Source organism: Lysobacterales bacterium (assembly GCA_014946745.1).
Classification (GTDB): Bacteria; Pseudomonadota; Gammaproteobacteria; order Xanthomonadales; family Xanthomonadaceae; genus Aquimonas.
This window is the reverse complement of sequence record JADCRD010000002.1, coordinates 38,039-53,595: the sequence shown is the minus strand read 5'-3', so window position 1 is coordinate 53,595 and position 15,557 is coordinate 38,039. Positions and strand designations below refer to the sequence as shown.

Annotated in this window: 10 protein-coding genes; 7 read left to right on the top strand and 3 right to left on the bottom strand. The window is 69.3% G+C overall.

The genetic code is table 11. The features are described 5' to 3' along the window. The first annotated feature begins 89 nt into the window (after positions 1 to 89). The 5 genes from H4O13_12590 (at position 90) to H4O13_12570 (ending at position 5,042) form a co-directional block, all read left to right on the top strand. Complete coding sequence (locus H4O13_12590) at positions 90 to 881, top strand: ferredoxin--NADP reductase (protein ID MBE5316225.1); 792 nt, start codon at positions 90 to 92, stop codon at positions 879 to 881. A 40-nt stretch (positions 882 to 921) separates the two neighbouring features. After that, positions 922 to 2,403, top strand: coding sequence for an alpha/beta fold hydrolase (locus H4O13_12585; protein MBE5316224.1), 1,482 nt, complete (start codon positions 922 to 924; stop codon positions 2,401 to 2,403). A 1-nt stretch (position 2,404) separates the two neighbouring features. Then, positions 2,405 to 3,151, top strand: coding sequence for an ATP-binding cassette domain-containing protein (locus H4O13_12580; protein MBE5316223.1), 747 nt, complete (start codon positions 2,405 to 2,407; stop codon positions 3,149 to 3,151). Further along, a complete protein-coding gene (locus tag H4O13_12575) occupies positions 3,148 to 4,323 on the top strand; it encodes an ABC transporter permease (GenBank protein ID MBE5316222.1) in 1,176 nt (391 codons plus the stop codon). Before H4O13_12580 ends, H4O13_12575 begins: the two co-directional genes overlap by 4 nt. Positions 4,324 to 4,697: 374 nt before the next feature. Next, the gene (locus H4O13_12570) at positions 4,698 to 5,042 is read left to right on the top strand and encodes a hypothetical protein (GenBank protein MBE5316221.1); all 345 of its coding nucleotides are present in this window, start codon (positions 4,698 to 4,700) and stop codon (positions 5,040 to 5,042) included. Between the two features lie 103 nt (positions 5,043 to 5,145). Here H4O13_12570 and H4O13_12565 read toward each other — a convergent pair whose 3' ends face one another. From H4O13_12565 to H4O13_12555, 3 genes are all read right to left on the bottom strand, one after another. Continuing rightward, complete coding sequence (locus tag H4O13_12565; protein ID MBE5316220.1) at positions 5,146 to 7,719, bottom strand: serine/threonine protein kinase; 2,574 nt, start codon at positions 7,717 to 7,719, stop codon at positions 5,146 to 5,148. A gap of 432 nt (positions 7,720 to 8,151) precedes the next feature. Then, positions 8,152 to 10,689, bottom strand: coding sequence for a serine/threonine protein kinase (locus H4O13_12560; protein ID MBE5316219.1), 2,538 nt, complete (start codon positions 10,687 to 10,689; stop codon positions 8,152 to 8,154). Beyond that, on the bottom strand, positions 10,673 to 11,239 hold the full coding sequence (locus H4O13_12555) for a sigma-70 family RNA polymerase sigma factor (GenBank protein ID MBE5316218.1): 567 nt from the start codon (positions 11,237 to 11,239) through the stop codon (positions 10,673 to 10,675). Before H4O13_12555 ends, H4O13_12560 begins: the two co-directional genes overlap by 17 nt. Positions 11,240 to 11,627: 388 nt before the next feature. Here H4O13_12555 and H4O13_12550 point away from each other — a divergent pair, with 388 nt between their 5' ends. Together H4O13_12550 and H4O13_12545 are read left to right on the top strand one after the other, a co-directional pair. After that, positions 11,628 to 12,791, top strand: a complete 1,164-nt coding sequence (locus tag H4O13_12550) for a hypothetical protein (GenBank protein ID MBE5316217.1) — start codon at positions 11,628 to 11,630, stop codon at positions 12,789 to 12,791. A 167-nt stretch (positions 12,792 to 12,958) separates the two neighbouring features. Beyond that, positions 12,959 to 15,511, top strand: a complete 2,553-nt coding sequence (locus H4O13_12545) for a CSLREA domain-containing protein (protein ID MBE5316216.1) — start codon at positions 12,959 to 12,961, stop codon at positions 15,509 to 15,511. Positions 15,512 to 15,557: the final 46 nt, after the last annotated feature.

Here is a 15,557-nt window from a genome sequence, read left to right as displayed (position 1 = left end):
ACGGCCCTCGCCAAGATGCGAACTGGCCGCTCACGGGCGGCGGCTACTATACACCCCCACTTCGAGCCTCCCGAGAGTCCGAGACCGCCATGATTGCGCCACCGCCCACCCTGCCGCTGCGGCTCGTCGACAGCCGCTGGCTGACCCCGAGCGTTCGGCACTTCGTGTTCGAGCGCAGCGACGGCGAGGCACTCGCCTTTCTGCCCGGACAGTTCGTGCGAGTGCGCGTGCGCGACGGCGAAGCGCCCGAGTTCCGGAGCTATTCGATCGCCAATCCCAACGACGCGGGCCGCAGCGATGCGCGGCGCATCGAGCTGGTGGTGAGCCTGGTCGAGGGCGGCGTCGGCAGCGCCTACATGCGCGCACTGGCGCACGGCGACGAGATCCAGGCCACCGCGCCCAACGGCCGCTTTTGCCTGCTGCCGGAAGACGAGGCCAAGCGCTACGTGCTGCTGGGCACCGGCACCGGCGTGGCGCCCTACCGCGGCATGCTGCCGCAGCTCGAAGCGCTGGCCGCGCGCGGTGTGCAGACCCTGCTGCTGCTCGGCAATCGCACACCGGCCGAACAACTCTACGCCGACGAGTTCCGCGCAGCGGCTGCACGCATCCCGGGCTTTACCCTGCGCTTCTGCCACTCGCGCGGTCTGCCCGAGGTGCCGACAGAACACGATGTGCACGCGTACGTGCAGGATGCGCTTGCGGCGTTCGCCCTCGACCCCGAGGGCGATATCGCTTACCTCTGCGGCAATCCGAATATGGTCGATGCCGGCTTCGAGCGCCTGAAAGCCGCGGGCCTGCACCTGCGCCGGATCCGCCGTGAGAAATACCAGACCCCGCGCCTGCCCGGCGCCGTCACACCGACGCCCCAGCCCGGTCAGTAGCCGCACGCTGCGGCCGCACGCCGCGCCACAGGGAGACCCCATGCATCGCATCCTGATCACCCTCGCCGCCGCCGGCGGCCTCGCGCTCAGCGCACCGGCAGACGCCCAGCGTCGCCTGGGCAGCCTCGCATTCGAGCCCTGCACGCTGACCGCGCCGCTGTCGGTGCTGAACGTCGAAGCCCAGTGCACGCAGTTCAAGGTGCCGGAGAATCCGGCCGAGCCGGACGGCCGCACCATCGAACTGGCAGTGGCCTGGGTGCCGACCGAGAACACCGCCGGTGCCGAGGATCCCGTGTTCATGATCGCCGGCGGGCCGGGCCAGTCGGCGCTGGAGAGCTATCCGGGTCTGCATGGCGCTTTCCGCGAGATCCGCAAGAATCGCCATGTGATCCTGGTCGACCAGCGCGGCACCGGCGGCTCCAACGCGCTCACCTGCACCACCGAGGAGGGCGAGCCCGGCGTGGTCGACGACATGGCCGAGGACGACCCCGCCGCCTGGCGCGCGTTCGCCGAGCGCTGCCGCGACGAACTCGCGGCGAAGGCCGACTTGAGCCAATACACCACCAGCGTCGCCATCACTGATCTGGACGCCGTGCGCCAGGCCATCGGCGTGGAGCAGATCAATCTGCTCGGCGTGAGCTACGGCACCCGCGTCGCCCAGCAGTACATGCGCCGCTATCCGCAGCACACCCGCAGCGTGGTGCTGGACTCAGTGGTGCCGAACACGCTCGTGCTCGGCGCCGAGCATGCGCGCAACCTCGAAGATGCGCTCGACCTGCACTTCGCCCAGTGCCAGCAGCAGCCGGCCTGCGCCGAGCGCTTCGGCAGCCCGCGCGAAGCGCTCAACGCGCTGCTCTCCGAACTGCGCGAGGCGCCGCGCGCGGTGAGCTGGCGCGATCCGCTGAGTGGTGAGGAGAAAGAAGGCGAGCTAACCGCTGGCCACGTCAGCGCGGTCGCCCGCATGTACTCGTATGCGCCGGCGCTGGCGGCGATGCTGCCGCTGTCCCTGCACGAGGCGGCGCAGGGCCGCGCCAGCGCGCTGATGGCCCAGGCCGAGATGATCACCGGCTCATTGTCCGAACAGATCACCCACGGCATGCAGCTGTCGGTGATCTGCAGCGAGGACGCGCCGAAGCTGCGTCCCGATCCGCTGGATGCGACCCGCACGCTCGGCGACATGATCACCCGCGTCACCGTCGAACAGTGCGCGGTCTGGCCGCGCGGCGAGTCACCCGCGGATTTCCATGAGCCCGTGAAGTCCGACATCCCGACCCTGCTGCTTTCGGGCGAATTCGATCCGGTGACGCCGCCGCGCTACGGCGATGCGGTCGTCGAGCACCTCGGCAACGCCCGGCATCTGATCCTTCGCGGCCAAGGCCACAGCGTTTCCGGGGCCGGCTGTACGCCGCGGCTGCTCGGTGAGTTCATCAACACCCTCACGCCCAAGGACATCGATGCCGACTGCCTCGACAGCCTGAAGCCCAATCCGCCGTTTGCCGGCTACTACGGCTGGGAGCCCTGAGATGCTGATCTGCGACAACCTGAGCAAGCAGTTCAAGACCAAGACCGGTCTGGTCAAGGCGGTGGATGGCGTCAGCTTCCGCGCCGAGGACGGCCAGATCACGGGTCTGCTCGGCCCCAATGGCGCCGGCAAGACCACCACCCTGCGCATGCTCTACACCCTGATGCGCCCGGACACCGGCACGGTCAGCGTCGACGGCGTCGACATCTTCAAGGATGCCGAAGCCGCGCGCCGTCGCTTGGGCGTGCTGCCGGATGCGCGCGGCGTCTACAAGCGCCTGACCGCGCGCGAGAACATCGAGTACTTCGGCCGCCTGCACGGCATGGAAGACGCGCTCATCCGCGAGCGCACCGCGCGCCTCGTCGCCGCGCTGGGCATGGAGGAAATCCTCGATCGCCAGGCCGAGGGCTTCTCGCAGGGCCAACGCACCAAGACCGCGATCGCGCGCGCGCTGGTGCACGACCCGAAGAACGTGATCCTCGACGAGCCGACCAACGGGCTCGATGTGATGACCACCCGCGGCCTGCGCCATTTCCTGCAGCAGCTGAAGTCGGAAGGCCGCTGCGTGGTGTTCTCCAGCCACATCATGCAGGAGGTCGCCGCCCTCTGTGACCGCATCGTCATCATCGCCAAGGGCCGCGTGGTGGCCCAGGGCACGCCGGACGAGCTGCGTGCGCTCACCGGCGAAACCAATCTCGAAGAGGCCTTCGTCAAGGCCATCGGCTCGGAAGAGGGACTGTTCGCATGAAAGCCGCCTGGACTGTGCTGAAGAAGGAACTTCTGGACCTGTTCCGCGACCGCCGCACCGTGATGATCAGCCTGCTGATGGGCCCGCTGCTGGGCCCGGCGCTGATGGTCGGCCTGATCACCCTGATCGCCAGCCAGGAAGTCGAGCGCGCCGAGAAGGCGCTCAAGCTGCCGGTGATCGGCGCCGAGCACGCGCCGAACCTGGTCGACTGGCTCGGCACGATGAACGTCGAGATCGAGCCGGCACCGGTCGACCCCGATGCCGCCATCCGCAGCCAGGACGAGGACGTGATCCTGCGCATCCCGGCCGAGTACGCGGAGGCATGGCGCCAGAGCCGACCGGCGCCCATCGAGATCCTTTACGACTCGACCCGCCAGGATGCCCGCACCCCGGTGCGCCGCGTTGAAGCCCTGCTGGAGACCTACGACCGCCAGATGGGCGCACTGCGTCTGGTCGCCCGCGGCATCAACCCGGCGGTCGGTACGCCGGTGCTGGTGCAGCACCGCGACCTGTCCACGCCCGAGAGCCGTGCCGGCATGCTGCTGGCCTTCCTGCCCTACATCCTGATCCTCGGCGGCTTTCTCGGTGGCGCCCAGCTGGCGATGGATGCCACGGCCGGTGAACGCGAGCGGCAGTCGCTGGAGCCGCTGCTGGCCACGCCCGCTGCACGCGGCGCGATCATGAGCGGCAAGTTGGGGGCGGCCGCGGTGTTCGCCCTGCTCTCGGCCCTGCTGACCCTGCTCGCCTTCAAGGCCTGTTTCAGCTTCATCCCGGCCTCGGTGCTCGGCTTCAAGATCGACATCAGCTGGCTGGCGATCGCCAAGCTGTTCGTGCTGATCCTGCCGATCGCGGTGTTCGGCTCCTGCCTTGTCACCCTGCTGGCCGCCACCACCAAGAGCATGAAGGAAGCGCAGAGCTACATGGCCCTGCTGATGCTGCTGCCGATGCTGCCGACGCTGGTGCTGATGGTCTCGCCGGTGAAGAACCAGCTGTGGATGTCGGCGGTGCCGCTGCTCGCACAGAACCAGCTGATCCTGAAGGTCGTGCGCGGCGAAGTCGTCAGTGGCGCTGAATGGGCGATCACGCTGGGCGCGGGCGTGCTGCTGGCCGGCCTGGTCTGGCTGATCGCGGCCAGGCTGTATCACCGCGAGCAGCTGGCGATATCGGCTTGAGAGCTGGGATTGGGGATTGGGGATTGGGGAGGCGCGCTTGCGGGCCACGGGTCCGCGCGCCGAGGAGCGCCCGAGCGCTGTGCGCGAGGGCCGTGGGTTCGTTAATGCAACGCGCGGCGAGGGTTCTCGCCGCGCCCATAGGGTGGCTCTCGACCCACCGTGGCCTTCACTCTCGCCCCGGTCCTCCAAGCCCATAGGGTGGGTCTCGACCCACCGAAGCTCGACGCTCGCTTCGGTCCTGACCCGACACCGGCTCAATCCGATCACGCGCCAGCGATCATCTGAACGCCCCACTTCGACAGATTCGGGCCACACCCTCGCGCTGAGCTTGCGCGAAGGCGCGGACCAGCGGTCTGCAAGCGGAGACCTTGGCCTTGAGCCTTCTGCTGTCACAGGTGACCGTCCTGGTGCTGCTGCCCCCGTTGATCATGGGCTGGGGCAATCGGCACGCGTCCGCGCGATCCACTGCGCTGCGGTTCCTGCTGGTGGTGATTCTCGTGTGGGTCTACCTGATCCTCGTACGCATCCATCTTGCTGACGCAGAGATCGCCGCTGCGCGTTCCATCGAAGAACTGCAGGCTATCTACGACGGCGATGGCGCGAAGAATGCGTTCGCGGCGGTGTTGGGCTGGGTGCCCGGCGCCTTTGCGGCAACTCTCGCCTGGGGCTTCAGCCGTATGCGGCTGTGGTATCGGGAGCGGCGACGCCCGCGGTGTTGAACGCTCGCGCGTAACGCCTTGAAGCTCCATAGGGTGGGTCTTGACCCACCGTGGCCTCCGCTCTCGCCCCGATCCTCCATCTTTTGACGTGCTCCCGCGGAGCTCACTTCGCCATGGCGGCGATCGCATCACGGCGCTGGCGAATCTGTTCGACGATGTTGCTGTCGGCGCCATAGCGCTGGCTGTAAATCTCGACCAGGCCGTCGTAGAGGGTCACGGCCTCGCCGATCCGGCCGTTGATGGCATAGGCCTCGGCGCGCGCTTCCATGGCCATGGTGTCGGTATCCAGGCCCGGCGTAGTGGAGGCGGCCACGATGCGATCGAGCGCTTCGCTCGCCGCCAGCGCATCCGCGGCTCGGCCCAGCTTGACCAGGGTGGACACGCGCTCGGCGGCGATGCTCAAGCATTCGGCCTGGGTCGCGCCGATGCTCTGGCAGCGCGCGAAGCCCTCGTCGAATGCCGCGATCGCGAGTTCGTAGCGCTCCCAGAAGTGCTGGTTGGAACCCAGCAGTCTCCAGGCGCGTGCTTCCCCTGGATGATCCAGTCGCGCGTACATGGCGGCGGCTTCGCGCAGCATGCGCGCGCCCTCGGCCTCGCCGTGGTCACGCGCGCGCACGTTGCCGACAGCGACCAGGGCCTGCGCGTGCAGCGGATGGTCGCCGGGGAAGTTCGAGCGCGCGACTTCCAGCATGCGATCGACAGCGGCGCGCTCGCGCTTGGGGTCCATCAGCACATTGGCATTACCGCGGACCCCGTCGAGCAGAGAGATCAAGGTCGCCGCATCGCCGCCCTGCAGGGCTTCCGCACGAAGCACGGCGTCGTCGAGGAAGGGCTTGGCCTCGCCGTCCTTGCGCTGGTGGCGCAGCACCATGGCAAAACGGAAGATCGACACCGGCAGTCGCGCGTCGTCGACCGGGAGGTGGGCCGTATGCAGGGCCAGCGCGTCGCGCGCGATCGGCTCGGCCGCGTCGGCCTTACCCTCGGTGAGCAGCAGGCCGGCCTGCAGGAACTTCGCGTCCCCGAGCAGCACCGGCTGGCGGTCGCGCAGGGGTTCGAGGATCGCGAGCGCGCGCTCGATCCGGGGTTTCGCTTCGACCAGGCTGCCCGCCTGCTCGGCGAGCGCGATCAGGTTGACCAGGGTCTCGGCGATCACCGGGCTGTCCGGCGGCAGGTGCTGCTCGGCCAGCGTCAGCGCCTTCTCCAGACGCGCGCGGCCTTCGTCGAAGCGGCCCTGGTTGACCAGGGTTTCGCCGAAGTCGTCATTGAGATCGATCGCCAGCAGCGGGCGGTCGCCGAACTCGCGATCCACGCGCGCCAGCGCGTCATCGAAGGCCTGCTGCAGGCTGATGGTGCCGCGCGCATCGCGCCGGAAGGGATCGGTCTGCCGGAAGATCGACAGCACGAAGCTGGTCGCTCCTTCCGCCCGCTGTGCCTGCGCCCGTGCGGCTGCCGCCTCGGTCTCGGCGCGCTGCGCCGCCAGCGCCGCCACGCGCGCCTGCCACAGCGCGATGCCGAGGCTGACCACGATCGCCAGCGCCGCCAGTGCGGTGATTGTCAGCGCGCCGCGGTGCCGCCGCAGGAAACGACCGGCGAGGTAGCGCCGGGTCGGTCGACGCGCGGAGACCGGTCGCGACTCCAGATGCCGGCGCACGTCCGCGGCCAGCTCGCCGACCGAACCGTAGCGCGCCTCAGCTTGTCCCCGGATCGCTTTCGACACGATCGCATCCAGATCGCCGGCCAGTGCCAAGGCCGGATAGGGCAGCGTGGCCTCGCGCTCGCGCGCGGTGGCGCTGGGCTGCAGGGTTTCCTCGTCGTCGAGTGAGGCCAGCACCTGGGCCACGCCGGCGCCGCGACGGGTCGGCGGGACATCGCCCGCCAGCAGACGGAACAGCAGCAGGCCGAGGGCATAGACATCGGTGGCCGTTGTGACCTCACCGCCGCGCAGCTGCTCCGGCGCCGCATACGCAGGCGTCAGCGCCGCGGCGGTGACTTCCTGGGTGCTGCCGTCGAGCAGCTTGGCCACGCCGAAGTCGAGCAGGTGAGGCACGCCCGAGGCGTCGACCAGCACGTTTCCGGGCTTGAGATCGCGATGCACGACGAGGTGTCGATGCGCGTGCTGCACGGCCGCGCAGATCGCGAGAAAGAGCTGCAGCCGCTGGCCCAGCGGCGGTCGCATGCGCTCGCACCAGTCATTCAGCGTGTCGCCCTCGATGTAGTCCAGCGCCAGCCAGGGTGCCCCGGTCGCATCGACGCCGGCGTCGATGAAGCGGGCGATGTTCGGATGCGAGAGCCTGGCGAGGATGCGCCGCTCCGCTTCCAGTCGCTGGGTGAACGATGCCGAGGCGCCGCGCACGCGCTTGATCGCAACGCGATGTTCGACAGTGCCGTCGGCGCGCTCGCCCAGCCACACATCACCCATGCCGCCGGAGCCCAGCAGACGCAGCAGCTTCCATGGGCCGATGCGGTCGGGGGCTACGGGTTCGGCGAGGTTGGCTGAGGCCTTGCCCGAGAAAAGCGTGTGCGCCACGCGCGCGAAGCGCAGCAGCTTCTGTACCGCCGGCTGCGCGGCCACATCGGCCGGAATGCTTGCCGGGTCGATGGTCTCGCCAGCGGCGATCCGCGCCGCGAGTGCGGCCAACTCCGCGCCATTTCCGGTGGACTGCTTGCGATCAGACATGTAGTCGCCCCTTGCCTCGTCCCACACAGCGTGGTCGTCCTGGCGGCGCGCTCGGCAGGACTTGCATCGTCGTCGGCGTATTCGCTCGACGCCCGACGCGAGCACGTCGGCGGGACGGGTGGCGACTGGCGCCTGGCGTCGGCTCGGGCCCATGTCGGCGTGAGCTCCAGGCTTCGGTCGCTGCCACAACGACACAAACCACGAAGCGTCGACCGAGCACCAGGGCCAGCCCTTCGCGCGGGGCTGCACAGGGGGCGCGCTGATTGCTCATGGCTTCGTCTCTGTCGACGGCCGATCGCGCTCCGGCGCAGTCGCACCCAGCCCTGCGCCAGCACGGATGCCCGGCGTGCCCGGGAGGGCTGGCCCAGAGCGCGCGCTCGCTCGCCGGCGTCCCTCTCGGCCGCGGTGCGACGGCGACGGAAGGGCGGACCCTCACACTTCTTCGCTCGCGGCGCGACGCGCGATCAGCTCATCCAGCCGCAGCACGTCGCGGTGCGCATCGCCGTAGCGACCGTGCACGGTTTCACGGGCAAGCCGCCACTCGGCGCTGGCCGCTTCCGCGTCGCCGAGCCGGTCCAGCGCCAGGGCCCGCGCGATCCGGGTCTGCGCGACGGCATCGCCGCCGATCTCCTTGGCGGCGATCCTCGCCAGCAGTGCGTCGGAGGACGCCAGCGCTGACCCGGCGTCTCCGATCACGCTCTCCGCTTGGGCGGCCAGCGCCTCGATCTCGATGCACAGCCACGTGTCCGGCACGCCATGGTGTACGCAGCGCGCCTTCGCACGCGTGGCGAGTGTCGCGACGTCCGTCCAGCGCGCCTGCGCGGCCATTCCCAGCACGAGATAGCGCCAGGCGAGGAGTTCCTGCGGCGTCTCGAGACCGGCGAGCATGGCGATCGCCGCCTCCAGTTGGGCCACGGCAGGCGCGATGTCCCCGGCACGCAGGCGGTGATAGCCCACCTCCGCCAGGCCGTTGCCGACCAGCCGATGCGGGCCCTCGAAGCTGGCCTGCGCGATCGAGAGCATGCGGCTTGCTGCGGCCTCGGCTTCCGCATGCCGACCGAGGTGGTCGAGGTTGGTCATCGAGAAATCGAGCAGCGGCAGCAGGCCCGCGCTGGCCTGGCCGTTGGCCGCCGCAGTGATCGCGATCGCACGATCGATGTGCGGCTGGGCTTCGGCCCAGCGGTCCATCACGTAGAGCTGAGCGCCAAAGTTGAACTCGGCGACCGCGAGGTCCGGGTCGTCCGGGCGCCCGAGGTCCTGGTAGATCGACACGACGCGCCCGAGCAGGGTCAGCGCCTCGTCGTGGCGCGCCTCGTGCGATCGCAGGTTGGCCAGCGACATCAACGCGTTGCCGAATTGCTCCGGATCCTCCTCGGCGCGGGGCTCGAGGATCGCCACGGCGCGCTCGATCCACGCTTTGCCGTCGAGTGCACGGCCCTGGGCCGAGGCCACCTCAGCGAGGTTGATCAGCGTTTCCGCCACCACCGGGCTGTCCGGGCCGTGCGCCTGCTCCGCCAGCGCCAGCGCCTGGCGCAGGCGCGCGTCGGCCTCATCGAAGCGCCCCTTCGAGGCCAGCAGCTCGGCGAAGTTGTCGTTGAGGTCGGCGGCGACCATCGGGTCGTCGGAGAACTCGCGATCGATGCGCCCGAGTGCATCCTCGAAGGCCTCATCGATGGTGATCGTGCCGCGCGCATCGCGGCGCAAGACGTCGGCCTGCTGGAACACCGACAGCACGAATTCGGCCGAGCGCTGCGCGCGCTGGGCCTGCAGTGCGGCGCGTTCGGCCTCGCGTTCGGCGCGCTGCGCCTGCCACAGGGCCAGCCCTGCGCCAACGACAAGTGCAAGCATCGCGGCGGTGCCCAGGCCCACGCCCAGCGCATTGCGCCGCACCCAGCGCGCGAACAGATAGGCCCGGGTCGGAGCGCGCGCCGACACCGGTCGCGATTCGAGATGCCGGCGCACGTCAGCCGCCAGCTCCGCCACCGAGCCATAGCGCGCCTCCGGCAGCGCGCGGATCGCCTTCGACACGATCGCATCCAGATCGCCTTCGAGCAGCGTCGCCGCATACGGCAGCTGCCCGGCCTGCCGGCGCGCCGTTGCGCTGGGCTGCTGTGTTTCCTCCTCGTCCAGCCGCGCCAGCACCTGCGCTACGCCGGCGTCGCGCCGCGTCGGCGGCAGCTCGCCGGCAAGCAGCCGGAACAGCAGCAGGCCCAGCGCATAGACGTCTGTGGCCGTCGACACCTCACCCCCGCGCAGCTGTTCCGGCGCCGCATACGCCGGAGTCAGTGCCGACGCCGTCAGCTCGCCGCCGCTGCCGTCCAGCAGCTTGGCCACCCCGAAGTCCAGCAGGTGCGGCACGCCGGAGCTGTCGACCAGGACGTTTGCCGGCTTGAGATCGCGATGCACGACCAGATGGCGATGCGCGTGCTCCACCGCCGCACAGATCGCCAGAAACAGCTGCAGTCGCTGGCCCAGTGTGGGTCGCGTGCGCGCGCACCACGCGTTCAGCGTGTCGCCCTCGATGTAGTCGAGCGCCAGCCAGGGCGCGCCGCTCGAGTCGACGCCGGCATCGATGAAGCGGGCGATGTTCGGATGCGACAGCCGGGCGAGGATGCGCCGCTCGGAGTCCAGCCGCGCAGTGAACGAGGCCGACGCGCCGCGCACGCGCTTGATCGCGACACGGTGCTCGACCGCGCCGTCGTCGCGTTCGCCGAGCCAGACGTCGCCCATGCCGCCCGAGCCCAGCAGGCGCAGCAGCTTCCACGGCCCGATGCGGTCGGGGGCAGGTGGGTCCGCCGCGGTGACGCTGGCATTGCTGGCCAGTGCCAGGGCGACGCGCGCGAAGCCCAGCAGGCGCTTCACCGCCGGCTGCTCTGCGAAGTCCTGGGGCAGCGCCGATCGGTCGATGGTCTCGCCGGCGGCAATGCGCGCCACCAGTGCGCTCAGGGGATCTTCATCCGGGCTGGCCATGGCTGTCCTGGGCGATGCGGGCGATGGCGCGATTGACGCGCATACGGATCACGTCCGCGGTTTCACCGAACTCGGCGGCGATCTCGCCGAAGCTCATGCCGAACTCGAAGCGCATCAGCACCAGTGCGCGCGACTCCGCGGGCAGCGCGGCGAGCACCTGTTCATAGGCCAACCAGTCGTCGAGCTCGACGTTCTCGGCGACCAGTTCCGCCAGGCTGGATTCGGCATCCGCGTGGACATCCACGCGTGAGCGACCGTGCTTGCGCAGGGCTTCGCGCAGGGCGTTCAGAAGCACGGTGCGCAGGTAGCTGAAGAAATCCCCCGGCGCCGAGAGCTCGATGCCGTCGAGCTTGTCGAGGACCTTGAGCCAGGTGAGCTGCACCAGATCGGCCGTGTCCTGCTCATGCCGCAGCACCTGCGGAAGACGCCCCTGCGCGAAGCGTCGCAGCAGCGGCTCGATGCGCGCCACCAGGGCGGCCCGCGCCCTCGTATCGCCCGTGCGCACGCGCTGCAGCAGCACCTGCGTGGTGTGTTCGCCGGCTTCGCCCATGGAACTCCGCCCCGACCGCCTCCCCCGGAGCGTCGAGCTTACCCGGCGCCGCCGATCCAAGGCGACCCACCGGCGCATCGGGACGTCAGCGCGCGATCGCCACATGCTCGGCCGCCGTACCGACGCAGGTCAGCGCGTCCTTGCCGCGCATTGGACGGGCAACGCGAAGCGGGCCCAAAGCCGGGGCCGGCAACAGGCGCATCGGAAGGACTCCGTGCCGAGAGATGGGTCGGCTTTTCCCGATGAATGCCGTTCGCAGGCAGGAGCGAACAGCCGGGCGCGCGTGTTGAACCGCGAGATCTGCGCCGCAGGGGGCGTGCCTGCGGGCTGTTCGCTTCGATGCCGCAGCGGCGTTCAGATCGACATCCGTCTCTGCGTGAGCGCGCCCATGTCCCGTCTTGCCCCCGTGTCCGTGCTGCTCGTGCTGCTTGTCAGCGCCTTCGCCCCGCCGCTGGGCGCCCAGCCCTGGGCCTTCGTCAGCGTGAGCGAACCCGGCAACCGTGCAGTGCGGGTGGTGAACCTCGACACGATGACGGTCGAAGCCTCGATCTCCGGCCTCGGCGACGAGCCGGGGCGGATGGTGGCCAACGTCGATCGCACGCGCATCTATCTGTCCAGCGCAACGCTCTCCGGCAGCGTCGCGGGTCAGGTGCATGTGATCGACACCCGCACGCGCCAGCGCATCGCCACCGCGGCCGTCGGCAACGCGCAGAACCGCACCATCGCGCTCAGCCCCGACGGCCAGCGCGTCTACACCTTCAAGCGTGAGGGCAGCGGATCCAGCCTGAGCAAGGGCGTGGTGGTGCTGGATGCCGTCACCCTGGCCGAGATCGCGACGGTGCCGTTGATCGGCAGCGGCTGTGCGACCAATTCCGGGGAGGTGCTGGTCATGCCCGACGGTCGCATCGTCGCCTCGGGCTGTTCAGATGGGCTGCGCGTGATCGATCCCGTGAGCTTCGCGGTGAGTTCCGGTGGGGCGACCCCGACCGCAGCGGCGCCACTGCTTGGCGTGTCGCCCGACGGCAGCGAGGTGTATGTGCCCCAGCCCGTGCAAGGGGGTCCCGGCGTGTTCGGCGCGACTGGCGTGCGGGCGATCAATCCGAGCACGGGCGCGAGCACGGTCCTGACCTGGAACGTACCGCCGGCCAGCAGCTACCCCGGCTTTGGCTCGGGCCTGCTGTCGCGCATCGCGGTGGTCGGCAGCGGGCCGGCAGCGGTGTACTACTTCTGCTATTTCGACCCCGGCTTCAGCAACACGGCCATCGCCTGGGCGACAGCGTCCAGCCTCAACGCGCGTCAGCTCATCGGGCTTGCAGCCGTCGGCTCCACTGCAGTGATCGGCGCGGATCCCGCCGGCCAGATCGGACTGTCAGGACGCCTCGGCAGCGTCAGACGGCTCGCCTTCGGCACGCCCAATGGCCTGTCACCGCCACCGGTGTCCGCGACCAGCAGTTTCCTGAGCCTGCCGGGTGTCGGCAGCTTGAGCGACATCATCGTGGTGCCCTATCCGCAGGAAGTGGTGTTCGTCGACGGATTCGAGGGCGACGAATGAGGCTCTCCGCGATGGCCACCCGCAGCGTGCCCAGCGCTGCGAACGACAACGCGCCGCCGAGTGCGGACGGCTTCGAGCATCGCGGATCGCAGCGGTCTGTTCGCTCCGGGCCTTGACCGGCATTCCGAGTTGAAAGGTCGCGTGCCGCGACCGAGGGGAGTCTTCCGATGCGTGCATGTCCTGGCCTGCTGCTGACCCGTATCTTCGAGGGGGCGCCTGTGCGAATGCCCCTGTCCCTGGGCATCGCGTGCACTGGCGCCCGGTCGTCGCTGCACGCGGCTCAGGCCGCGCTGCCTGATCACGAGCTTTGGGGCGGGTGCGCGCGACTCCTGCGGCTCGGCGCGCTGCTGCTGGCGGGCGCACTGCTGTTCAAGGATGCCCAGGCCGCGGTCATCAACGTCAGCACGGTGTTCGACGAGTTCAACACCAGCCCCTCGACCTGTTCACTGCGCGAGGCGGTGCAGGCCGCGAACACCGACGCGGCCTTCGGCGGCTGCAGCGCGGGCAGCGGCGCCGATGTGATCTTCCTGCCGGTGAGTCAGGGCGTCTATCGCCTGCAGATCAATGGCGGCGACGAGGACAACAACCTCACCGGTGATCTGGACATCCGCAGCGTCATTACCGTGGCGGGCCAGGCCCTGACGAACGGCGACATCGATCCGGAAATGGTGGAGCTCGAGTGTCGAACCGATCGCTGCTTCCACGTGTTCAGCGGCGGCGACTTGCGCGTCGTCAACATGACCCTGAGCGGCGGTGACGTGACCGGTTTCACCAGCAACTTCGGTGGACTCATCCGCCGCCAGTTCGACGGGATCCTGCAATTGGAGCGGCTCATCCTGCGCGACGGTCGTGCGGCCCAGGGCGGCGCCATATACGAGTTCGGCAACGGCACCACGACCATGACCAATGTGACCCTGGTCGGCAACAGCGCGACCGGGTTCGGCGGCGGCTGGACCCATCGTGGGCCGAGCCGCGCCACTCTCAACAACGTCACGATCAGCGGCAACATCGCCAACTCCGGCGGCGGCGTGGCGATGGACGGCCCGGCCTTGTTCCGGCATGTCACCGTCACCGACAACGTCGCCCGAACCGTTACTCAGGGCGCCGGCGGCGTGATGATCATCAACGCCGCGCAGGGCTCCACCGACCTCGACCTGGAGAACAGCGTCCTGGCGGGCAACCGCTATGCCAACAACAGTCTGCGCGACGACAACGACCTCTCCTGTACGGGCACCCAGCTCGGCGGGCGCAATCGCAGCCTGATTCAGCGGGGCGACTGCACGTTCGCGAGCGTGGCCGGGCCGGCCCTGAATGCCGATCCAAGGCTCGCTCCCCTGTTCGACTACGGCTCGGCGGTTCCGACCCACGCGCTGCTGGAGGGCAGTCCGCTGATCGATGCCGGCTTCAGCGGCACCTGTCTCGCGACCGACGCGCGCAGCGTGGCGCGGGTCGCCAGCACCTGCGACATCGGCGCCTACGAACGTGTCATCAACTACACGGTGAACTCGACCGCCGATTTCCCCGACGCCAATCTCGGCAACGGCACCTGCGCGGCCAGCAACGGCCAGTGCACGCTGCGTGCGGCGATCGGCGAGGCCGCCGCGAACGTGGGCCCGCGGATGATCCGGGTGCCCGACGGCCTCTACACCCTGGCCGGCGTCGACAACCAGGGCTCGATGTTCACCGTCGGCTCGGGACAGCGCCGCTCCATCACGATCGTCGGCAATGTCAATGCGCCGGCGGCCGTCGAGTTCCGCATCAGCGGGGTTGGCTCCGCCTTCTCACTGCTGGGGCCGATTGGCAGTACGAACGTGACCAACTCCATCCCGGCTCTGGCCCTGATGGGCGTCAGCATCACCGGGGCCAACAATTTCTTTCCTGGCGATGATGTGGGCGGTGCGATCCGCGTGCGCGCGGGCAATCTGCTGGTCTATCGCAGCGTCCTGCGCAACAACGAGGTCACGCGGGGCGACGGCGGGGCGATCGGCATCTTCAAGGATTCCGGCGTCGCCGGGCGCCGCTCGACGGTGATCGTGGACGCATCGGCCCTGCTCGACAACCGCGCGATCCGGCAGAGCGGCACGGGTGGCTCCGGTGGCGCCATCGGCCAAGTCATCAGCAGCAGCCAGAGCAGGCGCACCGAGCTGATCGTCCGCAACTCCACGCTGGCGGGCAACCGCGCGGATTTCCTCGGCGGCGCGATCTACGGATCCGGGCGCGTGCTGTTTTCGACGATCGTCGACAATCAGGCGGGCCAGGGCGGTGGGATCTACTTCGACCAGGGCATCGAGGGCAGGCTGCTCCTAGGCAACAGTATCGTGACCCGGAACCTCGCAACGCCCGGCTTTGGGCCCGACTGCTACACCCCGAACAATGCGTTCCCGATCAGCAGCCTTGGCTACAACCTGATTGGCAGCCTGACCGGTTGTTCGCTGTCCGGAGACAGCGCGACCAACCTCGTGGGTGCCGATCCGGGCCTCGGCCCCCTGCGTGCGGATCAGGGGCCGACGCCGGCCTTCTTCCCGCAGCCGACCAGCTCGGTCTACCGGGCGATTCCGGCGTCCCGCTGCGGCGACTTCGGCGATGGCTCGGTGCTGCCGCAGGACCAGAACGGCGACCCGCGCACGAGCTTGGTGGGCTCCAGCACCGCCTGCAACATCGGCGCAGTCGAAAGAGCGTTCTCGACCGAAGTCCAGATTTTCCTCGACGGCTTCGAGTGAGCGGATCCGCGGCCTTTCCACAGGAATCCCTGGCTGTGCAGTGCGC